This window comes from Streptomyces sp. P5F9, from assembly GCF_057961495.1.
The window spans coordinates 1-20,708 of sequence record NZ_JBXVPZ010000148.1; the positions used below are offsets into that span (position 1 = coordinate 1).

Annotated in this window: 18 protein-coding genes; 7 read left to right on the plus strand and 11 right to left on the minus strand. The window is 69.8% G+C overall.

Translation table 11 applies throughout. The features are described 5' to 3' along the window. Window positions 1–365 precede the first annotated feature (365 nt). Complete coding sequence (locus AC31A1_RS23490; protein WP_489655205.1) at window positions 366–983, plus strand: class I SAM-dependent methyltransferase; 618 nt, start codon at window positions 366–368, stop codon at window positions 981–983. A gap of 390 nt (window positions 984–1,373) precedes the next feature. Here the strand turns inward: AC31A1_RS23490 and AC31A1_RS23495 are convergent, their stop codons facing one another. Continuing rightward, the gene (locus AC31A1_RS23495) at window positions 1,374–2,114 is read right to left on the minus strand and encodes a VOC family protein (RefSeq protein ID WP_489655206.1); all 741 of its coding nucleotides are present in this window, start codon (window positions 2,112–2,114) and stop codon (window positions 1,374–1,376) included. 177 nt (window positions 2,115–2,291) lie between these two features. Between AC31A1_RS23495 and AC31A1_RS23500 the strand changes: the two genes are divergently transcribed. Continuing rightward, window positions 2,292–2,900 carry a TetR/AcrR family transcriptional regulator gene (locus AC31A1_RS23500; protein ID WP_489655207.1) on the plus strand — a complete coding sequence of 203 codons (609 nt, stop codon included), beginning with the start codon at window positions 2,292–2,294 and terminating at the stop codon, window positions 2,898–2,900. Between the two features lie 70 nt (window positions 2,901–2,970). Then, window positions 2,971–3,912 (plus strand): transglutaminase-like domain-containing protein, encoded by a 942-nt coding sequence (locus AC31A1_RS23505; RefSeq protein ID WP_489655208.1) that lies wholly within the window; start codon window positions 2,971–2,973, stop codon window positions 3,910–3,912. On the opposite strand, the gene AC31A1_RS23510 is transcribed toward AC31A1_RS23505, so the two are convergent. Then, window positions 3,909–5,168, minus strand: coding sequence for a PucR family transcriptional regulator (locus AC31A1_RS23510; RefSeq protein WP_489655209.1), 1,260 nt, complete (start codon window positions 5,166–5,168; stop codon window positions 3,909–3,911). The two genes, AC31A1_RS23505 and AC31A1_RS23510, sit on opposite strands and share 4 nt — an antisense overlap. A gap of 101 nt (window positions 5,169–5,269) precedes the next feature. Here AC31A1_RS23510 and AC31A1_RS23515 point away from each other — a divergent pair, with 101 nt between their 5' ends. From AC31A1_RS23515 to AC31A1_RS23530, 4 genes are all read left to right on the plus strand, one after another. Beyond that, a complete protein-coding gene (locus AC31A1_RS23515) occupies window positions 5,270–5,728 on the plus strand; it encodes a nucleoside deaminase (RefSeq protein ID WP_489655210.1) in 459 nt (152 codons plus the stop codon). After that, window positions 5,721–6,710: an isopenicillin N synthase family dioxygenase gene (locus tag AC31A1_RS23520; protein WP_489655211.1), complete on the plus strand. Its 990-nt coding sequence runs from the start codon at window positions 5,721–5,723 to the stop codon at window positions 6,708–6,710. Before AC31A1_RS23515 ends, AC31A1_RS23520 begins: the two co-directional genes overlap by 8 nt. 153 nt (window positions 6,711–6,863) lie before the next feature. After that, window positions 6,864–8,996, plus strand: a complete 2,133-nt coding sequence (locus AC31A1_RS23525) for a hypothetical protein (protein ID WP_489655212.1) — start codon at window positions 6,864–6,866, stop codon at window positions 8,994–8,996. Further along, window positions 8,993–10,534: an ABC transporter substrate-binding protein gene (locus AC31A1_RS23530; protein ID WP_489655213.1), complete on the plus strand. Its 1,542-nt coding sequence runs from the start codon at window positions 8,993–8,995 to the stop codon at window positions 10,532–10,534. Before AC31A1_RS23525 ends, AC31A1_RS23530 begins: the two co-directional genes overlap by 4 nt. 13 nt (window positions 10,535–10,547) lie before the next feature. Here the strand turns inward: AC31A1_RS23530 and AC31A1_RS23535 are convergent, their stop codons facing one another. The 9 genes from AC31A1_RS23535 to hemL all read right to left on the minus strand — a co-directional run bounded on the left by AC31A1_RS23535 (window position 10,548) and on the right by hemL (window position 20,201). Then, window positions 10,548–11,486, minus strand: a complete 939-nt coding sequence (locus AC31A1_RS23535) for a CU044_5270 family protein (protein ID WP_489655214.1) — start codon at window positions 11,484–11,486, stop codon at window positions 10,548–10,550. Continuing rightward, complete coding sequence (locus AC31A1_RS23540; protein WP_489655215.1) at window positions 11,483–12,085, minus strand: RNA polymerase sigma factor; 603 nt, start codon at window positions 12,083–12,085, stop codon at window positions 11,483–11,485. Before AC31A1_RS23540 ends, AC31A1_RS23535 begins: the two co-directional genes overlap by 4 nt. A gap of 103 nt (window positions 12,086–12,188) precedes the next feature. Continuing rightward, a complete protein-coding gene (ccsB, locus tag AC31A1_RS23545; RefSeq protein WP_489655216.1) occupies window positions 12,189–13,307 on the minus strand; it encodes a c-type cytochrome biogenesis protein CcsB in 1,119 nt (372 codons plus the stop codon). Beyond that, on the minus strand, window positions 13,304–15,304 hold the full coding sequence (gene resB, locus AC31A1_RS23550) for a cytochrome c biogenesis protein ResB (protein WP_489655217.1): 2,001 nt from the start codon (window positions 15,302–15,304) through the stop codon (window positions 13,304–13,306). Before resB ends, ccsB begins: the two co-directional genes overlap by 4 nt. A gap of 3 nt (window positions 15,305–15,307) precedes the next feature. Further along, window positions 15,308–16,069 (minus strand): cytochrome c biogenesis CcdA family protein, encoded by a 762-nt coding sequence (locus AC31A1_RS23555; RefSeq protein ID WP_352184988.1) that lies wholly within the window; start codon window positions 16,067–16,069, stop codon window positions 15,308–15,310. Window positions 16,070–16,075: 6 nt separating this feature from the next. Continuing rightward, window positions 16,076–16,678: a TlpA family protein disulfide reductase gene (locus AC31A1_RS23560; RefSeq protein WP_384168340.1), complete on the minus strand. Its 603-nt coding sequence runs from the start codon at window positions 16,676–16,678 to the stop codon at window positions 16,076–16,078. Window positions 16,679–16,755: 77 nt separating this feature from the next. After that, entirely contained in the window at window positions 16,756–18,048 is a 1,293-nt protein-coding gene (locus tag AC31A1_RS23565) for a polysaccharide deacetylase family protein (protein WP_489655218.1), read from the minus strand. 147 nt (window positions 18,049–18,195) lie between these two features. Then, complete coding sequence (locus AC31A1_RS23570) at window positions 18,196–18,894, minus strand: histidine phosphatase family protein (RefSeq protein WP_489655219.1); 699 nt, start codon at window positions 18,892–18,894, stop codon at window positions 18,196–18,198. Next, entirely contained in the window at window positions 18,891–20,201 is a 1,311-nt protein-coding gene (gene hemL, locus AC31A1_RS23575; RefSeq protein WP_489655220.1) for a glutamate-1-semialdehyde 2,1-aminomutase, read from the minus strand. The genes AC31A1_RS23570 and hemL overlap by 4 nt, the downstream gene beginning before the upstream one ends. Between the last annotated feature and the right edge of the window lie 507 nt (window positions 20,202–20,708).

Below are 20,708 nucleotides of genomic sequence, written 5' to 3' on the forward strand. Positions count from 1 at the left end.
GGTGGGTGGTTGCTGGAAGCCGGAGGTAAATCTAACCACCATCACGACACTTGACCGGTTAGAAAAGAACACAGCCTCCAGAGGGGGCAGAGTCGGAGCGAGGGTGACGCGTTGACATCTCGCCTGCACGCCGGGGCGGCTCAGCGACTGGCGGCCGGTGGGGACTTGCCGGGCAAGAGGCCAATGGACCGCCCCCGTCTGCCGATTAGCCATCCTCTGGACACCGGTCCCTCCCCGGGGTAGCTGTCCCGGACCTCCCCGGGTACCTGTCCCGGCTTGACTTGTCTGATTCCGCGTCGTCCTCCTGGTGTGCGGATCCGGTGCTGATGCGCCCTGGCCCTCATGGCTCTTGACCTTGCCCAAAGGTGAAGGCCGGCGCGGGCGAATACGACCGGCCCTACGCAGAGTACGAAGACCTGCGGAGGTTGCTGACTGTCGTCGATGAACTGCCGATTGCCGGGGATGTGCTGGAGTTGGCGTGCGGAACGGGCCAGTGGACCCCAGGGCTCGCCACGCGGGCCCGGTCGGTAACGGCTGTCGACGCGGCAGCCGAAGCGTTGACGCTCGCTCGTGCGCGCACCGCATCCCCCACCGTGGAATTCCTTGAGGCCGACCTATTCGAGTGGCAGCCGCCCCGTCGCTACGACACTGTGTTCTTCGCCTTCTGGCTCTCCCACGTCCCGCCAACACGGCTGCCCGACTTCTGGAACACCGTCGCCGCCGCACTCGCGCCCGGCGGCAAAGCCATCTTCATCGACGACGGCCCCGCAGCAGCCGCATACGAGGAAGTCCTCACTGACCAGCCGACCCCCTCGGCGCTGCGCCAGCTCGACGACGGCAGCCGATACCGCATCGTGAAGGTGTTCCACGACGCCCGGACCCTCACGGACGACCTCACAGCACTGGGTTGGTCGGCGCACATCCGCCCCATGACCAGGAGCAACTTCATAGGCATCGCGGAACCACCGCCCACCGCCGAGTGACAAGTCGCAGAAGGCTGGGGTCATTTCTAACCGGTCAAGTGTCGTGATGGTGGTTAGATTTACCCCAGCTTCCAGCAACCACCCACTCACCGCTGGCCGCTGAGCCGAGGGGGCGTGCTGGCGAGACGCGGACGCGTCCCCTCCACACCGGCCGGCAGCACAGTTCAGGCAAGGGGGTCCCTACCTGGCCACCCGTCTTTTCGGGCCGCTCGCTCGCTTCTGAAACGGGCTGGAGCGGACCGAGTCAAGGGTGGAGCGCAGCGGAATCGCCGCAGGCGACGCGACCGCAGGGAGCGCCCTTTACTCGGGCCGCGGAAGCCCGACACTGGCCAAGAAGCGAGTGGCCCAACGGTCACCCCTAGAACACCGGGACATCAGCACGCCCCCGCGTCAGGACACAGCCAGAACGCAGAACTCGTGCCCTTCCGGATCGACCAGACACGTCCACGGAACATCACCCTGCCCGAGATCGAGGTCACTCGCCCCAAGCTCCTTCAACCGCCCCACCTCCGCCGCCTTGTCGTCACCGGGATACGGCATCAGATCAAGATGGACGCGATCCGGCACGGCCTTCACACCAGGCACGCGGAGGAACTCCAGATAAGGTCCGACACCTTCGACGGACCGCAACGACGCCTGGTCGTCGGAGACTTCAAGAACGGCCCAGTCCAACACCTCGCCCCAGAACCGCGCCATGCCCCGAGGATCCACGCAATCGACGACCACCGCAGCGACAGGCCCGGTGTCCCGATAGATCTCCCGAGGCTCCAGCACACAGAACTCGTTGCCCTCCGGATCACCGAGCACGGTCCACGGCACATCGCCCTGCCCCACATCGACAGGCGTCGCACCGAGAGACCGTAGACGCGCGACCAACTCCGCCTGGTGGACCACAGACGTGGTGGCGAGATCGAGGTGCAGACGATTCTTCGTCGGCGTCTTGGGTTCCGGGACAGGAACGATGTCGATGCCGAGCCCGACCGGTTCGGGCCAGACGAGGCCGCCCTCGGGGCCGACGTAGGTGGTCACGCCGGGGCTGAAGACACCCCAGCCGAGCGCCTCCCCCCAGAACCGGCCAACCGCCGAGCCGTCAACGGCCTTGATATTCACCTGAACGGGACGCAGCGCCATACGACCGATCCTATGCACCACTCACCGGACCCACGGCCATCCGTATCCCCCGAAACGGACGGACGCGGGCCCGGCCACCACCAAGTCTGGACCGCCGGATAGCCAGACAGGAAGAGGATTCCAGAAATCTGCTCTAGAAATTCACTCTAGAACCGAGTTCCCAATACGCTGTCCCGCATGAGCCCCAAGCAACAACGCGGCGAGGTCACCGCAGACCTGCTCCTCGACGCCGCGCTGCGCCTGTTCGCGGAGCAGGGCGAACAGGGCCTCACCGTGAGCGCCGTGACCAAGGCCAGCGGTGTCAGCCTCGGCAGCCTGTACCACCACTTCGGTAGCCTGGACGGCCTGTACGACGCGCTCGCGCAGCGCTGGCTGACCCGGCTGCTGGGCGAGTTGGCCACGGCGATCCAGTCAACCCGCACCGCCCGCACCGGCATCCGCGCGATCGTACGGACGCATCTCGCCTTCGTCCGCGAACACCGGGACGCCGCCCTGCTGTTGCACTCCGCCAGAACCGACCAGCGGAACATGACCCAGGCCAGAGAACTCCGCGACTCCCAGGAGGCCAGGCTCTCGGTGTTCTCCCTCTGGGTCCAATCCCACGTGGATTCCGGCGAGTTGGCCCCGCTGCCGCTGCCCCTGATCGAGTCCCTCGTCCTGGGCCCGCTGATCGGCGTGGTCCGCCGCTGGCTCTCCCAGGTCGACGACGTCGAACTCGACCTCGACGAAGCCGCCCGCATCCTCCCGGACCGCATCTGGCGATCGGTCGCGGCAGACCCCAAGTGAGCTAACCAGTGGGGTAGTCGGTGAAGCGGCCCTGGACAATCCGGGGCGAATTTTGACACGGTCAGGTGCCATGCCCCTCACCGCAGAGCTCGCCTTCCACTCCACCCAGAGCACGTACTCCGACCCCGGCGCCCTCGCCCACCTCTACGCCGGCCTCCCCCGCGACCCGGCCCAACTCGCCCGCATCACCCGCGACTTGCTCATCCACCGCCTGGAGGCCGGCTTCTACGACCACACCCACCCCACCGACCGCCTCCACAACGACGCCGAGACCCGCTACATCGACGACATCCTGCGGATCACCACTGAGCGCAACCCCGCCCCGCTCACCCTGCCGCGCGAACCCGGCGACCGGTTCGTCGGAGTGTGCCGGGACTTCTCGCTGCTGCACTGCTCGTTCCTGCGGCACCTCGGCATCCCGGCCCGCATCCGCTCCGGCTTCGCCGACTACTTCAACTCGCCCGGCACCGACGCCTCCCAGCTCTTCCACGGCGACCACGTCGTCACCGAGTACTGGGCCGACGACCGCGGCTGGCTCCTCGCCGACTCCCAGCTCACCGACCCCGTCGTCACCGCCCACTGGAACGCCGACTTCGACCCGATGGACGTACCCCGCGACCGTTTCCTCGTCGCGGGCGAGGCCTGGCAGGCCATCCGTACGGGCGGCGCCGACCCGACGGCCTTCGGACTGCACCGGCCGGAGGAGGGCCCGTTCTGGGGCGAGCGGTTCGTCGCGGGCAACATCCGCCTCGACCTCGCCGCCCTGAACAAGGTCGAGACCCTGTTGTGGGATGTGTGGAGCGAGGACGAGGGCGAGCCCGGGGAGCCACTGCCGGCGTCCTCGCGCGAGTTCTACGACCGTGTCGCCCCGGTCGTCAGCGGCGAGGTCGCCTTCGACGCCGTACGGAAACTGTTCACCGAGGACGACACCCTGCGCACGCCACCCACCGTGACCTGCTACGCCCCCTTCAACGGCCCCAGCGAAGTCACCCTGCGCCGGAGCGACCTCTAGGCCACCGTCCGCAGCCCCCGCACCTGAGCCGCTCCCATCCCCCGCACCACCCGATGCGCGCACACCGCCGCCAGCAGCTCGCCCAGCAGGTCCGGGTCGTCTATCTCCAGGCCGAGGAGGGACTCGATGCGTTCCAGGCGCTGGTAGAGCGACTGGCGGCCGATGTGCAACAGGGCCGCCGTCCGCGTCGGCGAGCAGCCGTGCCGTAGATGCACCTCAAGGGTCCGCACCAGGTCGCTCGGGTGGGCCGCCTCCCAGGACAGGAGGGGGCCCAGGGCGTGCTGCACCAGCCGCGCCAAGCGGTCGCGGTTCGCGTCGACACCGCCGCGCGTCAGCTCACGTTCCAGGGCCAGGGCTCGCGCCGAGGTCACCAACGGGCCCTCGGGGGCGGCGGGTTCGGCCGCCGGGACCGTCAGCGCCAGTTCCAGGGTCGTACGGGCCGCCCGCAACGTGTCGCTCCAGCGCAGCCACCCGCTCCCGGCCTCGACCGCGTGCCCGACCGCGACGGTCAGCCCGGGGTCGGCGGCCGTACGGAATGCCTCCTGGACGGTTCGGATGGGATCGCCCGAGACAGACCCCGGAAGGGCGAGCAGGGCCAGGACGTCGCCCGGGAACGCCGCCCGCAGCACGCTCGCCCCGCCCAGCAGCCGTACCGCCCGGTCGACGGCGCTCACCTCGCGCGCGCCGTGCACGGAGACGCCGATCAGGCGGGCGCCCGGGCCGGGGTGGAAGCCGGCCAGGGCGGACCTCGCCTCGACCTCGGGCTGGTTCAGCGCGGCGCGGTCCGCCAGGTCGGCCAGGAGGGCGGCCGTGTGGTCGTCGCCCCACGGTCGTACGACGGAACGGCCGGACAGTCCCCGGGCCACGATCGCCCGGTTGGCGGCCTCGGTGATCCGTACGAAGGGGACGACCCTGTGGAGGGCGAGCAGGGGAAGGCCCAGGCGGCGGGCCTCGTCCGTGACCTCCTCCGGCATCGTCGGGAGCGAGCGGCCGATCTCCACCGCCAGGCCGGACGCGCCGCGGGCCGCGAGTTCGCGGACGTAGCGGCGGCGGATCTCGGCGTCCGTGTCGGTGAGGCCGAAGCCGTTGGTGAGGAGGAGTTCGCCGCCGTCGAGGAAGTTCGCGCCCTCGTAGACCTCGCTGGAGTGGACCCAGCGCACGGGGCGGTCGAGCGCGGCCTCGCCGGCCAGCAGCTCGGGCTCGGTGGCACGGACCGGGTCGAGGGCCAGGACCTCACGGAGGGTGAGTGCGGGCACGGGCACCTCCAGGGGCGCTGACAGTTCGTCCGGCTAAGGGTTGCGGGGAGAGTACTTTCCGCACGTTGCCCTCGTGTTTCGGCCACAGGAGAGTGGGGGCCATGAACCGCATCGATCAGGCACAGGCACGGACGTGGCTCGCCACCGCCGTCGAGGAGGCCCGCGCCGGGCTCGCCGAGGGCGGCATCCCGATCGGCGCCGCGCTCTACGGCGCGGACGGCACCCTGCTGGGCCGCGGCCACAACCGGCGCGTCCAGGACGACGACCCCTCGATGCACGCGGAGACGGCCGCGTTCCGGGCGGCGGGGCGGCAGCGGTCGTACCAAGGCACGACGATGGTGACGACCCTCTCCCCCTGCTGGTACTGCTCCGGTCTGGTGCGGCAGTTCGGGATCTCGCGGGTCGTCGTCGGCGAGGCGGCGACCTTCCACGGCGGGCACGACTGGCTCGCCGAGCACGGTGTGGAGATCGTCCTCCTCGACGACCCCGAGTGCGCCTCGCTGATGCGCGACTTCATCAAGAACAACCCGGCACTGTGGAACGAGGACATCGGTGACTGAGCCCCAGACCCAGCCCCAGACCAAACCCCGCATCCCGACCATCGATCTCGGGCCCTGGATCGACGGGGACGCGCAGACGCGCAAGGACATCGCCCGTACCGTCGACGACGCCCTCCAGACGGCCGGGTTCCTGCTCGTCACCGGGCACGGGGTGGACCCGGGTCTCCGGTCCCGGATCCGGGAGGCCTCCCGCGCCTTCTTCGCCCTCCCCGTCGATGTCAAAGAGGCCTACTCCGCCAAGGTCGGCGGGCGCGGCTGGCTCGGGCCCGGGGCCGAGGCCAACGGGTACTCGGAGGGGACCGAGACCCCGCCCGACCTGAAGGAGTCGCTGACCTTCGCCACGCACAAGCCCTTCGAGGACCCGGTGATCAACGCCGAGTGGTACGCGCCCAATGTGTGGCCCGACGAGGTGCCCGAGTTGCAGGCGCTCTGCGAGGAGTACCTCGACCGGATGGGCGAGCTGGAGAAGCAGCTGCTGTCGCTGCTCGGGGTCGCGCTCGGGCTCGAACCCGACTTCTTCTCCCAGCACATGGACCATCCGACGTACGGGTTCAACATCAACTGGTACCCGGGGGTCGAGGTCGTCGGGGAGCCGGAGCCGGGGCAGTTCCGGATCGGGCCGCACACCGACTTCGGGACCGTGACGATCCTCGACCGGCAGGCCGGGAAGGGAGGACTGCAGGTCTTCACCGATGAGGGGGGATGGGAGGACGCGCCGTTCGATCCGGCGGCGTTCACCATCAACATCGGTGATCTGATGGCCCGTTGGACCGGCGACCGGTGGCGGTCCGGGCGGCACCGCGTGCTGCCGCCGCCCGCCGACGCGCCCGCCGAGGAGCTGATGTCGCTCGTGTACTTCGGCGAGTGCACCCCGGGCACGCTCGTGGAGTCCGTGCCCGCGCCGGTCGGGCGGGTGGCGTACGAGGCCGTCGACTCGCATGTCTATCTGCGGGAGAAGCTGGACTCGATCACCGTCGACTGAGGCTGTCGCATTCACCTGTCGCTTATGTCCACTGTTCCGATACTTTCGTAACCCAACGGACACCACGCGATCTGGTCCGAAACAACTCCCCCTATTTACCCTGGTGTTGATAGACAGGTTCCGGTGCCGGGCGACCGCTCAGGGGGAGATGCGGTGGGAAGAGGGCTGCATGGACGCGGGGCGCTGTTCGAGGCACAACCGCCCGGTCTCGCCTCGCGCCTGATCGGCCTGCGGCCCTACGAGCTGCTCACCTCGCCGTACGAACACCCGGAACCGCCCTTCGTGGTGCTCGCGGGCGCGCGCGGGCTCGGCAAGAGCATGGCGCTGGCCGAGCTGCGGGCCGCGTACCGCGGGCACACGCCGGTCGCGCTGATCGACTGCGAGGCCGACCGGCTGACCCGGTTGCCGGACGGGCGGCCCGCCGCGACCTGGTCGCCGGTGTGGCAGGCGCTGGAGACCGTCGCGGAGCAGCTCAGGGAGCCGGTGGTGCACGGCGCCGGGAGCATCGACTTCCCCCGCCTGGAGGCCGGACTGCTCGCCGTCTGCGCGACCGGCTGGGGCACCCGGGACGAGGACAGTGCCCGCGAGGAGGCCCGGCGCATCCTGCTGCTGAGCGATCCGGCGCGGCGCTGGGCGGTGATCGCGCAGGGCTGGGCCGGCAAGGTCGCCTCCCGGCTGATCGCCAATCTGTCCGGTACGGGGCCGGTGGGCCAGGCCGTCATCGAGGCGACCCTGGACACCCTCTTCGACCTGGTGTGGACGCCGAACGGGCTGCTGAAGGCGGGCGCGGACTGGTACCGCGCCTACCCGGGCGCGAGCGGCGACGCCAAGCGCGGGCTGATCGAGATCGCCCGCGACTTCCGCGCCGACGGCACCTCCCGCGCGGACGCCGAACGCTGGCTGCTGCGCGCCCTGTTGGCCGACCTGAGCGACACCTACCGGCGCCGGTGGGAGCGGATGCGCCGGGTCGGGCGGCCGGTCGTCCTCGTCGACAACGTGCAGTCGGGGCCCGGTCCCGGGCTGATGAAGGCCGTCCTGAGGGAGCGTGCCGACGGCACCGGTGACCAGGTGGTGTTCTTCGCCGGTCTGCGCGGCCGACGTCACCCCGAACTCCCGGACGCCGTAAGACATCCGCTGCCGGAGGTGGCCCGCGCGAGCGGCTGGGTGCCCGGCGCATCGCCCTCGTCCCGGGCCCTGTTGGTGACCTTGCCGGCGCTGACTCCCGAGGAGGCGCGGCGCGTCATCGCCGACGTGTGCGCGGCCGACGGCTCTACGCGTGTCGAGGTGCCGCCCCAACTGCCGTACGCCATCCACCGGTTGACGGCCGGCAGCCCGCTGGGGGCCGCGGTGCTCGGGCAGGCCGTACGGCAGAACCGGCCCGCGGGGGCCGTCAGTCCGGGTGAGTTGCTGACCGCCGGGCTGAAGCCGGACGGGGATACGGAGGCCGATCGGCGCCCCGTGTACCGGGAGTTGCTCCACCGGCTGGTGCCGCCGGGGCTCGCGGAGGAGCTGGCCGTGCTCGCCACCGCGCACGACGGGGACTCGGCGCGGGCACTGGCCGAGGCCCGGCTCGGGGACAGTTTCGGGGCGGCCGGGGTGAACCGGCTGCGCACCCAGCTCACCGCCGAGGGACTGCCCCCGGCCGAGGGCTACTTCGTCGGCGACCCCTTCCTGCGCACCCTGCTCCTGCTCCGCCTGCACCTCGACGACGCCGACCACGGCCGCTGGCGTGCCGTGCACCGCTCACTGCTCTCGCACTACGACGGACTGCCCGGCAACCCGGACACCCCGGCCCGCGCCCGCTACCGCCTGCACCACGAACTCGCCCTGGGCGACACGGCGGACGCGGTCGCGTATCTGCGCACCACCTTCCGCACCATCACGCCGTACGCCTGGCTGGAGACGCTGCTGTTCGTCACCGCCGCGCCCTACTACCACGCGCACGATCCGCACGGCCGGGACATCGGCGCCCCCGGCGACCACCGCAAGGCCGTCGCGCTCGCCCGCACGGACGCCGAGGAGGACCCTCCGCCGGGCGTGGACCCGGCCCTGCATCTGACGGTACGGCGGCTGCTGCACGCGGTGTGGCAGGTGACGGATCCGCTGGTGCTGCCGGACGAGGAGGTCGCGGGGCGGATGCACTTCGATCTGGAGCAGTTGTCGAACATCTGGCCCGCGGGCAGTGAACCGCTGTGGCGGGCCGCCCAGCAGTGGCCCGAACAGGCCCTGGCCGGGCGCCCGTTGAGGGTGCCGGCCGGCGACGACCGAGACGGGGGCGGGCGATGAGAGCGTGGCCGCACGAACTGGTCCAGCGGATCCGGACGATCCCGATCTACCGTTACACGGCCCTCGTGGTCGCCGCCGCGCTGGTCTTCGGACTGGTCCAGCTGACCCGCACCCTTCTGCACGACGACCGTTCCTGCGCGGCCGGGGTGGCCCGGCCCGAGGACAGCTCCGAGTGCGTGGGGGTATCGACCTCCGCGTTCGACTTCGGGCAGCGTCAATTCGCCGACACCATCAGGGCGATGGACCGCGAGAACCGCTCCCTGAAGGCGGGCACGTACGTCACCGTCGCGCTCTTCGAGCCGTTCACCGCGACCGACGCCGACACCATGAACGACGTACGGCACGAGTTGCAGGGCGCCTATCTCGCCCAGTACCGGGCCAACCACGACGACAACGGCGAGACCCCGTACATCCGGCTGGTGCTCGCCAACCCCGGTGCCACGGGCGCCTATTGGGAGCGGACCGTCGACCGGATAGTGACGATGACGACGTCGTCCGACCGGCTGCGCGCGGTCACCGGCATAGGGACCAGCACCGACAACAACAAGAAGGCCGTCGCGGAACTGACCCGGCTCGGCGTCCCGGTCATCGGCACCTCCATCACCGCCGACGACCTCGCCAACGGCCGGCAGGGCAAGGACCCTTACCCCGGACTCGCCCGCGTCTCCCCCACCAACACGGACGAGGCGCGCGCCCTCGCCTCCTACGCCAAGGTGACGGCGGACCGCGCCCTGCTCGTCTACGACAAGCCCGGCGACCCGTACACCAAGACGCTCCAACAGGCCTTCGCCACCCTGCTCAAGGGCTCGCCGTACGGTTCCTGGCCGTTCACCCCGCCCGCCGACCGCAGCCAGGAAGGCAGCACGCCCAACACCTTCCGGCAGATCTCCGACCTCGTCTGCGACACGGACGCCAAGCTGGACACCGTGTTCTTCGCCGGACGGCACACCCAACTGCGCCAGTTCATCAACGCGTTGGGCCGCCGCGGCTGCCAGTCCCGGACGTTCACGGTGCTCACCGGCGACGAGGGCTCGTACCTCACCGGCGACAAGAAGCTCGACCGCAGCGCCCTCCAGCACGGCGTCGCCGTCCGCTACACCGCCCTCGCCCACCCGGACGCCTGGACCAACAAGCCCCCGGCGACCGGCGGTTCGGCCCAGGACACCCAGGACCTCGACAGACTCCTCGCCACCGCCAAGACCTCCCCCGTCGGCCCGATCGGCCCGGTCTCCCTCGACGACGGCCAGGCGATCATCGCCTACGACGCGATGCGCCTCGCCGTCCACGGCATCCGCGAGGCCACCCCCGACCAGCAGAAGATCCCGCCGCTGTCCGACGTCGGCCTCCAATGGCCGCAGGTGAAGGGCTCCTTGCGGGTGAACGGGGCGAGCGGCTGGATCTGCCTGGACGTCCACGGCAACCCGTACGACAAGGCCGTACCGATAGTGGAACTCACCCCGCAGGGCGGCTCCCGCTTCGTGAGGATCGCCTGGCCGGAGGACAGGCCACCCGCGAAGGACTGCCTGCCTCCGGCCTGAACACCCGTGTCCCCTACGGCCGTTCGCCCGCCTTGTCGACGATCGCCCGGCGCAGGACGGCGGTGTCCGCCGTGACCGTGCCCTTCTTCACCCCGGCGTTGTCCTTGGTGGCCACCTCGCGCTCACCCAGGAACTCGTAGGTCTTCGCGTCGAAGATCCACTCGTTCCGGAGGGGGTTGTCGGGGTCGGTGCGGGCGATGGCGACACCGGGGCGCCCGGTGGCGTCCTTCACTCCCTCGACCGTCGTCACTCCGGGAATCCTGGCCACCGCCCGGAAAAGCGCCGCGCTCTGCTTCGGCGGCACGATGGAATCGCGCAGGAGATCGCCGACCAGCACGAACATGGCCTGGTTCTTGTCATCACCGCCGTACTTCGGGGCGGTGGTGGCCAGGTAGTCGTACATCGCGTCGGCGTCGGTGGGCAGTGTCCTCACGTGGTTGTAGAAGGACGAGACGTCCCAGCCGGCCTTGCCCGGCTTCACGTCGACCGGGACGGAATGGGCCCCCATGCCCGCCTGCCGCACCAGCCCGACGTGCAGGCCGTCCACCGACATCCACACCTCCTGCCGGTGCAGCGCATCGATCCGGGTCTTCATCCCCTCCCCGGAGTTCGTGTACGACACCTTGCTGTCCACGTACACGAACTGGTCGTCGCGGACCGTGCCGTAGGACTTCTCGTGCTCGGCCGCCAGCGCGATGTCCTCCAGGAGCGCGGCCGTCGACCTGCTCGGCGGGCGCGCGGGCGTACCCGGGTCGGAGGACGGCAGGACCACGAAGGTGACGGCGGCGGCGGTGGCGACGGCCGCGGCGGCGAGCGCGGGGCGCAGCCACCTGCTCCGCCGGTCAGCCCGCGCAGCGTCTTCGTGCCGGATCTCGGTCATCAGATACTCCTTGAGGAGTCGGTGACGGCCCGGCGGAAGGTCTCTCTCGGGAAGTTCCGGGAGCTGGTTCATCGCTTTTCCTCCCTCAGGGGCCCGACCGCACTGCCGCGGTCACCTTTCATCTGTCCGTCCCTCGGGGGGAGTTCCGTACTTTTGAGATGTTTCGCGAGCTTTGCGCGCGCCCGCGAGAGCCGAGACCGTACGGTCCCCACCGGCACCCCGAGCGCCTCGGCCGCGGCCCGGTAGTCGAGCCCGGACCACACGCACAGGGCGAGCACCTCGCGCTCGGCGCGGCGCAGGGTGGCCAACGCGGCGCGTACGAGGGCGAGTTCGGCCGTGTCGTCGAGGCGGGCGGCGACCTCGTCGGCGAAGTCGCCCTCGACCTCGTCGCGGGGCAGCCGGGAGACGGCCGCCGCGTGTCTTCGGGCGGCGCGGCGGGTGTTGCGCGTGACGTTGGTGGCGATGCCGAGCAGCCAGGGCCGTAGCGAACCGCCCTCCTCGTCGACCTTGCCGCGCAGGCGCCAGGCGTCCAGGAAGGTCAGCGACACGATGTCCTCGGCCTGCGCCCAGTCCCCCGTGAGCCGGAAGGCGTGGTTGTAGACGGAGCGTGCGTACGCGTCGAAGATCTCGCCGAAGGCGTCGTGGTCCCCCGCGCGGATGCGTTTCCTCACCTGCAGATTCGTATCCACACCCCTCTACCTGTCCGGACGACGAAGGCCGGTTCCAGTGACCCATGTCACACGGAACCGGCCTCTGCCGTAAGGGAGTTGCGGCTTACACGCCGGCGTAGGAGTGCTTGCCGCCGACGAAGATGTTGACGCCGTAGTAGTTGAAGATCCAGCAGCCGAAGGCGATCAGGGCCAGGTAGGCGGCCTTGCGGCCCTTCCAGCCGGCCGTGGCGCGGGCGTGCAGGTAGCAGGCGTAGGCGACCCAGGTGATGAACGCCCAGGTCTCCTTCGGGTCCCAACCCCAGTAGCGGCCCCAGGCCGACTCGGCCCAGATCGAGCCCGCGATGATCGTGAACGTCCACAGCGGGAAGACGGCCGCGTTGACGCGGTAAGAGAACTTGTCGAGGTTCGCCGAGGCGGGCAGCCGCTCCATCACGGAGGTGGCGAACGCGCCGGGCTTGCCGCCGCCCGCGAGCTTGTTCTCGTACGAGTCCTTGAAGAGGTAGAGCAGCGTGCCGACGGCGCCCACGTAGAAGACCGCGCCGCAGATGATCGCCGTCGAGACGTGGATGTACAGCCAGTACGAGTGGAGGGCGGGAACCAATTGATCGCTGGCGGTGTACAAGACAGTGACGGCGATGCCGAGATCGAGGAGGACCGTCGTGACCAGGAACAGGCCGAGCCAGCGCACGTTCTTCTTGAGCAGCAGCAGCGTGAGGTACACGCCGACGGCGACCGTGGAGAAGGTGATGTTGAACTCGTACATGTTGCCCCAGGGCGCCCGCTCCACGGAGGCCGCGCGGGCGAGGACACCGCTGAGCTCCACGAGGAACGCGAGAACGGTGAGGGACACGGCGATACGGCCGTAGAGGTCGCCCTGTTCGTCCCCGCCGTGCGCGCCGGGACCGTCCGGCACGTCCCGCGAGCCGGACGCGGCCCGTACGACGACCTTCGGCCGCTCCAGCACGGTGGTGCCGCCGGCGTTCTTGACGGCGACGGCGGGCGCGTCCGCCTTCTTCGCGGTGGCACCGGTCAGCGCGGCGGCCGTACGGCCGATCTTGCTGCGGCTGCCGAAGGTCCATTCGGCGATGTACGCGAAGAAGGCCAGGGTGTAGACGGCCATCGAGGAGTAGATCAGCGTGTTGCTGAGGTTGGCCAGGTGCTCGTTGGTGGCGGCGGCCAGGTCGGTCGTGGTCGCGAGATGGGTTGCGGCGGCGAGAGTCACTGCTCAGCCCCTTCGGCGGGTACGGGCGGTTCGACGCCGGAGTCGGAGTCGTGGGTGTCGGCGTCGGAGGTGGGAGTCTTCGGGTCGTCGTCGATCTTCGTCGGGCCGGTGTCGGCCGTGGGCGAGCCGGTCTCGGACTTGGACGAGCTCTCGTCGGTCTTCGTCGGGGCCTCGTCGGTCTTCGCCGAGCCCTGGTCGGACTTCGTCGAGCCAGTGCCAGGCGTGGGCGAGCCGGTGCCGGACTTCGTCGAGCCGGTGCCGGGCTTGGCCGGGCCCTCGTCCGTCTTCGTCGGGGCCCGGTCGTGCACCAGCGCGGCCAGGTCGCCGAGTTCCTCGGGGAGTTTCGCGGACTCGCTGCGGCCGAGCCCGGCCATTTCGACGACCGTCACCCCGTCAGCGCCGCGCGTAGCCCGCACCCAGACGCGGCGGCGCTGGATGAACAGGGAGCCGGCCAGACCGACGATCGCGGTGAGCGCGCCGGCCAGGGCCCAGGTGGTGCCGGGCTGCTGGACGACCTGGAAGCCCGCCCACTCCTTGATCTGCTTGTCGAAGGTGATCGACCCGGCGCCGTTCGGCAGCTTCATCGTCTCGCCGGGCAGCAGCTGCGACTTGAGGATGGCGCCCTTGGCGGTCTTGAACTGCTTCAGGTTCTTGGTGTCCAGCTGGTACACGTTCTGCGGGATGCCCGAGTTGACGCCGAGATCGCCGTGGTAGCCGGTCACGTTGAGCACCGGGTAGTCGAGCCCGGGGTACTGGGAGAACATCGTGCCGCTGCCCTTGGCGTACGTCGGCACGAACAGGGCGGCGAAACCGAGCTGTTCGGCGACGCCCTGGGAGTTCTTGTAGCCGTCGAGGACCTTGATCGCGCCCTGCGAGGTGACGTTGGAGTCGATCGGCAGCATCGGTACGGCCTGGTGGAAGACCACGTTGCCCTTGCCGTCCCGGACGGTGACGACCGGGGCGTAGCCGTGGCTGACGAGGTAGACCTTCGAGTCGCCGATCTCCAGCGGCTCGTTGACCTTGATCGTGTGCTTCTCGGCCTTGCCGTAGGCACCGAGGCTGTAGGTGATGTCGGCCTGGAAGGTGCTCGGGGTGCCGCGGTTGGGGCCGGTCCGCTCGTACGTACCGACGAAGTTCTTCAGGTTGAAGCTGAACGGCACGAGGTCGTCGTCGCTGAAGAGGTTGCCGGACTTGAAGTCGTCGTACTGGGTGAGGGTGTTGGAGAAGCCGTCGCCCTCGACGATCAGCTTGTCGCCCTCGGACTTGAAGAGCTGGCCCCAGGCGAAGGCGATCAGCATCACGATCAGCGCGAGGTGGAAGAGGAGGTTGCCGGTCTCGCGCAGATAGCCCTTCTCGGCGGCTACGGCGTCTCCGTCGACGTGGGCGCGGAAGCGGCGCTTCTTCAGGGTCGCGAGGGCGACTTCGCGGACCTGCTCGGGCTCGGCGGCGGTGCGCCAAGTGGCGTAGGCGGGAAGGCGGTTGAGGCGCTTGGGGGCGCCCGGCGGGCGGCCGCGGAGCTGGCCGACGAACTGCCAGGTGCGCGGGATGATGCAGCCGATGAGGGAGACGAACAACAGGACGTAGATCGCGCCGAACCAAGCCGAGCCGTAGACGTGGAAGAGGCCGAGCTTCTGGTAGATCGGCCCGAGCGTCTTGTGCGCGTCCTGGAACTCGGAGACCTTCAGCGCGTCGGTGCCGGACTGCGGGATCAGCGAGCCGGGGACCGCGCCGAGCGACAGCAGGAACAGCAGCATCAGCGCGACCCGCATCGAGGTCAGCTGACGCCAGAACCAGCGCCCCCAGCCGAGCACTTCACGGCCGGTCCACGCGAGCCAGCCGGTCGGGCCGGGCCCGCGGTTGCCGCCGAAGGAGCCGGGCATGGCCGTCTCGACGGGGGCCGTGGAGAGCTGGGAGCCGGCGGCGCCGAGGTCCTGGTCGTCGCCGGCGGGGTCGGCCCGGGGCGTCTCGGCGGGCGAGTCGGCGGTCGTCTTGCTCATCGATCAGATCCCTACAGTGAAGCCGTCGGACCAGCCCTGCATGTCCTGCACCAGCGCGTCCCAGGCACCGGTGAGCAGCAGCACGCCGGTCACGATCATCATGGTGCCGCCGACGCGCATCACCCAGACATAGTGGCGCTTGACCCAGCCGAAGGCACCGAGGGCCTTGCGGAACGCGACCGCGGTGAGGACGAAGGGGACACCCAGGCCGAGACAGTACGCGACGGTGAGTATGGCTCCGCGACCGGCACTCGACTGCTGCGAGGAGAGCGCGATGACCGAGGCGAGCGTGGGGCCGATACAGGGGGTCCAGCCGATCCCGAACAGCGCGCCGAGCACGGGCGCCCCGATCAGCCCGGCGGCGGGCCGCTTGTGGAAGCGGAACTCACGCTGGGTCAGCCAGGGCATGAGCCCCATGAAGAAGATGCCCATGAGGATCATGAACACGCCGAGGATCTTGGTCATGACCCCCTGCTGCTCCTGCAACGTCTGCCCGAAGTAGCCGAACAGCGCCCCGCCGGAGACGAACACGACGGTGAAGCCGAGCACGAAGAGAGAGGCACCCGCGACCATCCGGCCCCGGCGGGCCTCACCGAGGTCGGTGCCGCTGACTCCGGTGACGTAGGAGAGATAGCCGGGGACGAGCGGCAGGACGCAGGGCGAGAAGAAGGAGACGAGCCCGCCGAGCACCGCGATCGGCAGCGCGAGCAGCAGGGCCCCGCTGTAGACCGTGGAGTTCAGGCCTGTGGTTGCGGCCAGCAGCACGTCAGCTCACTTCTCCGCGATGACCGGGTCGAGCATCTCGCGCAGCTTGTCCTCGCTGAGTGCCTGGAGTGCGCGTGCCGCGATCTTCCCGTCCCGGTCGATGACGATCGTGGAAGGGATGGCCTGCGGGTTGAGGGTGCCCTTCTTGAAGCGGAGCATCAGCCGGCCCGTCGGGTCGTAGAGACTCGGGTACGGGACGGCGTACTTCTTCTCGAAGGCGACGGCCGGTTCGGTGCTGGTGTCACGGGTGTTGAGGCCGACGAACTGGACGTCCTTGTCCGCGGTGGCCTTGGCGACCTGGACGAGGTTGTCCGCCTCGGCGCGGCACGGGGAGCACCAGGAGCCCCACACGTTGACGACGAGGACCTTGCCCTTGTAGTCGGCGGTGTCGAGGGTCTTGCCGTCGATGGTCTTGCCGGACAGGTCGGGGGCGGCCTGGCGGTCACCCTTCTTGACGGTCGCGATGCCGTCGGAGCCGGTGATGAAGTTGGTGTTGCCCGAACCTCCGGAGGTGCCTCCGGAGCTGCACGCGGACAGCACCAACGCGGCGACGGCTACGCCGGCGGTCGACAGGACGGCGCGGCTACGGGCGCGACTGGCGGCACTCATGTGAAAAGTTTCGCATGCCCGTTCTGAGGATCTTGCGCGCCCCCCTCAAGGGCGTGCGGCGGGCGGAAACCCGCATTTCAGGCGGCGTCTCCGGTGGCCGTGGAAGAGGCGGTGGGGCTCGCGGCCAGGAACGACTTCCAGCCGCCGGCCGGCGCCTGGCCGACATCGAGGGTGCGCAGCTTGGCCAGCACCTCGGGCTTCTGCACGTCGATCCAGTCGGTGAACTGCTTGAAGGAGACGAGCCGCACGTCCTCGCCCTTCTCCTTCAACTGGGCGATGTGCTTGAAGGCCTGCTCGACGGCGTCCATGTAGATGCCGCCGTTCCAGTGCTCGAAGTGGTTGCCGATGAAGAAGGGGGCGCGGTTGGACTCGTACGCCCGCTGGAAGCCGGAGATGTAGGCCTGCGCGGCCTGGGTACGCCAGCCCGGGTAGTTGTAGGCGGGCGCGTTGGTGGAGTTGACGGACTGGTTGGCCAGCATGTTGTAGTCCATCGAGAGGACTTCGAAGCTGTGCCCGGGGAAGGGGACGGCCTGGAGCGGGTAGTCCCAGACGCCGTTGCGCTTCACGGGCCAGACCTGCCGGCCGCCGGGCGAGGAGGCGTCGTAGCGCCAGCCGAGGGAGCGGGCGGTGGGCAGCAGGTTGTCCTGGCCCAGCAGGCAGGGCGTGCGGCCGCCGACGAGCTCCTTCTCGTAGTCGAAGGGCAGGGACGGCAGGTCGTGCCAGCCGGTGTTGGTGCGCCACTCCTTGACGAAGGACTTGGCCTGGGCGATCTCGCTGCGCCACTGCTGGGGCGTCCAGTTGCCGACCGTGCCGTAGCCGGAGCAGAAGTGGCCGTTGAAGTGGGTGCCTATCTCGTGGCCCTCCAGCCACGCGCGGCGGACGTTGGTCAGGGTCGCCTTGACGTGTTCGTCGGTGAGGTAGCCGATGTCGGAGGCGCCGCGCGGGTTGTTCGGCGGGTTGTACAGGCGCTTCTTCGACTCGGGCAGCAGATACAGGCCGGAGAGGAAGAAGGTCATGCTCGCGCCGTGCTGCTTGGCGAGGTCGAGGAAGCGGGGGAACAGGCCGTTGCCCACCTCGCCCGCGCCGTCCCAGGAGAAGATCACGAACTGCGGCGGGGTCTGCCCCGGCTCCAGCGGCACGGGCTTCGCGGGCTGCTTGGGCTGCGCGCCGGTGAAGGACGTGGAGCCGTCACCGATGGGCTTGGCGCGGGGCTCAAGCGACTTGGTGGGTCCGCCGGAGGGGCCCTTCCCGGAGCCGCCGGAGGAGGGCTTCGACCCGTCCGAGCCGAGCGTCCCGCACCCCGCGAGTCCTACGGCCGCCGCGGCGCCCGCACCGACTCCGAGCGCTCCCCGTCGAGTGAGACTCCGCATTGCTTCCCCATCCGTCGCGTCCTCTGTGGTCTACCTGTGAGAGGACGCGACGGGCGAGAAAGTTCGCCGTGAACGATGTGGGTTGCGAAACAAATGTCACAGAGCCGTCACGAGACCTGCCCCTGACGGGTGGTCACCCCGTGTTTGTCAGGCGCCGAACGCTTTGTCCTTGCCCTTGACGGGCTTCGCGCCGGCGAGGAGATGGGCCGGGACGAGATCGCGGGCCGGTTCGGTGTAGCCGACGGACACGATCTTGTCGCCGCGGTAGGTGAAGGTCGTCAGGGAGGCGAGGGTGCACTGCCGCTTGCGCGGGTCGTGCCACAGCCGGCGCCGCTCGACGTACGACCGCACGATCCAGATCGGCAGCTGATGGCTCACCAGCACCGCCTCGTGACCGCGGGCGGCGTCCTTGGCCGCGTCCAGCGCGGCCATCATGCGGACGACCTGGTCGACGTAGGGCTCGCCCCAGGACGGCTTGAACGGGTTGACGAGGTATTTCCAGTTCCCCGGCTTCTTCAGCGCCCCGTCGCCGACCCCGAAGGTCTTGCCCTGGAAGACGTTGTCGGCCTCGATGAGCCGCCCGTCGGTCGCGAGGTCGAGTCCGTGCGCCTTGGCGATCGGCGTGGCGGTCTCCTGCGCCCGCTCCAGCGGGGAGGCGACGACGTGCGTGACATCGCGGGAGGAGAGGTGCTCGGCGACCCGGTCGGCCATCTGCCGCCCCAGCTCGGAGAGGTGGTAGTCGGGCAGCCGCCCGTACAACACCCCGTCGGGGTTGGCGACTTCGCCGTGCCGCATCACGTGGACGACGGTGATGTCGCTGGAGTCGTGGGTGGGGTTCTCACTCATGCTGCCGTGGCCTCCGCCGCCGCTCGGGCCGCCGCCGGGAGGGCGTCGGCGATCCGCTGGATGGCCCGTTCGTCGTGGGCCGTGGAAACGAACCAGGACTCGAAGGACGAGGGAGGCAGATAGACCCCGCTCGCCAGCATCGAGTGGAAGAACGCGGTGAAGCGGTACGACTCCTGCGCCTTGGCGTCCTCGTAGGTGCGCACGCTCCGGTCGGTGAAGAACACGGAGAACATGTTGGAGGCGTTCTGGATCCGGTGCGCGACACCTTCCTTGGTGAGCGCCTCGGTGACGAGCGACTGGATCTGCGCGGATACGGCGTCGATCGTGTCGTAGGCCGCGTCGTCGAGGAGCCGCAGCTGGGCGAGGCCGGCGGCGGTCGCGACCGGGTTACCGGAGAGGGTGCCGGCCTGGTAGACGGGCCCGGCGGGGGCGAGGTGCGCCATGATGTCGGCGCGCCCGCCGAACGCGGCGGCGGGGAAACCGCCGCCCATGACCTTGCCGAAGGTCATGAGGTCGGGACGGACCCCGTCGATCCCGAACCACCCGGCCCTGCTGGTCCTGAACCCGGTCATGACCTCGTCGGAGATGAAGAGGGCGCCGTTCTTCGAGCAGGCGTCCTTGAGCCCCTGGTTGAACCCGGGCGTCGGCGGCACGACCCCCATGTTCCCGGGAGAAGCCTCGGTAATGACGCACGCGATCTCACCGGGATGCCGGTGGAAGGCCTCGTTGACGGCTTCGAGGTCGTTGTACGGCAGGACGATCGTGTCGCCGGCCTGGGCGCCGGTGACGCCGGGGGTGTCGGGCAGCGCGAAGGTGGCGACACCACTGCCCGCGGCGGCGAGAAGGGCATCGACGTGACCGTGGTAACACCCGGCGAACTTGATGACCTTGGGCCGCCCGGTGAACCCGCGGGCGAGCCGGATGGCGGACATGGTGGCCTCGGTCCCGCTGGAGACGAGCCGCACCTGCTGCACGGGCTCGACGCGGGCGACGATCTCCTCGGCGAGCGCGACCTCGCCCTCGCCGGGAGTGCCGAAGGAGGTGCCGCGCGAGACGGCGTCGTGGACGGCGGCGATCACGTCGGGCTGGGAGTGCCCGAGGATCATGGGACCCCAGGAGCAGACGAGGTCGACGTACTCGCGCCCGTCCGCGTCCGTCAGATAGGGACCCTTGCCGGAGACCATGAACCGGGGCGTGCCCCCGACGGCGCGGAAGGCGCGCACCGGGGAGTTCACGCCGCCCGGTGTGACGACCGACGCACGGTCGAAGAGAGCCTGCGAGACGGGTGCGTCGTATGGATAGGGCAGGGCGTGCGGCGCCCCGCTCGCCCCTCCGCTGGGCGTTTCGCTGGGCGTTCCGCTGGGCGTTTCGGTCATGACCTGCGACTTCTCCGGCTTCTCGGACTTCTCGGGATGAGCGGGGGCTCCGGTGACTCAGTGACCTCCTCAGGGTAGGCGGCGGGAGACCGGGCAGGGGCCCCCACCCGTCTGCGAGACTGGGACCTGATACACACAGACACACACAGCTCATGCGGGCGACGGTGTTCAGGGCTTGCGCAGATCCTGCGGACAGGTGTTTCAGCGCACGTTTCGGCGGGCGGCCGTGGGGGAGGTCACTGACACGATGATCGGGTTGCGCGGCGAGGGTCACGCGTCCTGGAAAAGCAGTCGGGTGGAGATATGCATCGCGGTGGCGGACTGGGCGAGGGGACTGACGACCTGGGTCCTCGGCGTGCCCGGCGGGGGAAGCACCGGCGCGACGAGGAGGAAGCCGCCGAGGCACGGCGAGGACCCAGGTCGTCAGTCCCCTCGCCC

Bases quoted from the DNA above. Each gene is read 5' to 3' on its own strand.
- AC31A1_RS23495 (WP_489655206.1), bottom strand. From the start codon at position 2,114: ATGGCGCTGCGTCCCGTTCAGGTGAATATCAAGGCCGTTGACGGCTCG.
- AC31A1_RS23500 (WP_489655207.1), top strand. From the start codon at position 2,292: ATGAGCCCCAAGCAACAACGCGGCGAGGTCACCGCAGACCTGCTCCTC.
- AC31A1_RS23505 (WP_489655208.1), top strand. From the start codon at position 2,971: ATGCCCCTCACCGCAGAGCTCGCCTTCCACTCCACCCAGAGCACGTAC.
- AC31A1_RS23515 (WP_489655210.1), top strand. From the start codon at position 5,270: ATGAACCGCATCGATCAGGCACAGGCACGGACGTGGCTCGCCACCGCC.
- AC31A1_RS23530 (WP_489655213.1), top strand. From the start codon at position 8,993: ATGAGAGCGTGGCCGCACGAACTGGTCCAGCGGATCCGGACGATCCCG.
- AC31A1_RS23535 (WP_489655214.1), bottom strand. From the start codon at position 11,486: ATGAACCAGCTCCCGGAACTTCCCGAGAGAGACCTTCCGCCGGGCCGT.
- resB (WP_489655217.1), bottom strand. From the start codon at position 15,304: ATGAGCAAGACGACCGCCGACTCGCCCGCCGAGACGCCCCGGGCCGAC.
- AC31A1_RS23560 (WP_384168340.1), bottom strand. From the start codon at position 16,678: ATGAGTGCCGCCAGTCGCGCCCGTAGCCGCGCCGTCCTGTCGACCGCC.
- AC31A1_RS23565 (WP_489655218.1), bottom strand. From the start codon at position 18,048: ATGCGGAGTCTCACTCGACGGGGAGCGCTCGGAGTCGGTGCGGGCGCC.
- AC31A1_RS23570 (WP_489655219.1), bottom strand. From the start codon at position 18,894: ATGAGTGAGAACCCCACCCACGACTCCAGCGACATCACCGTCGTCCAC.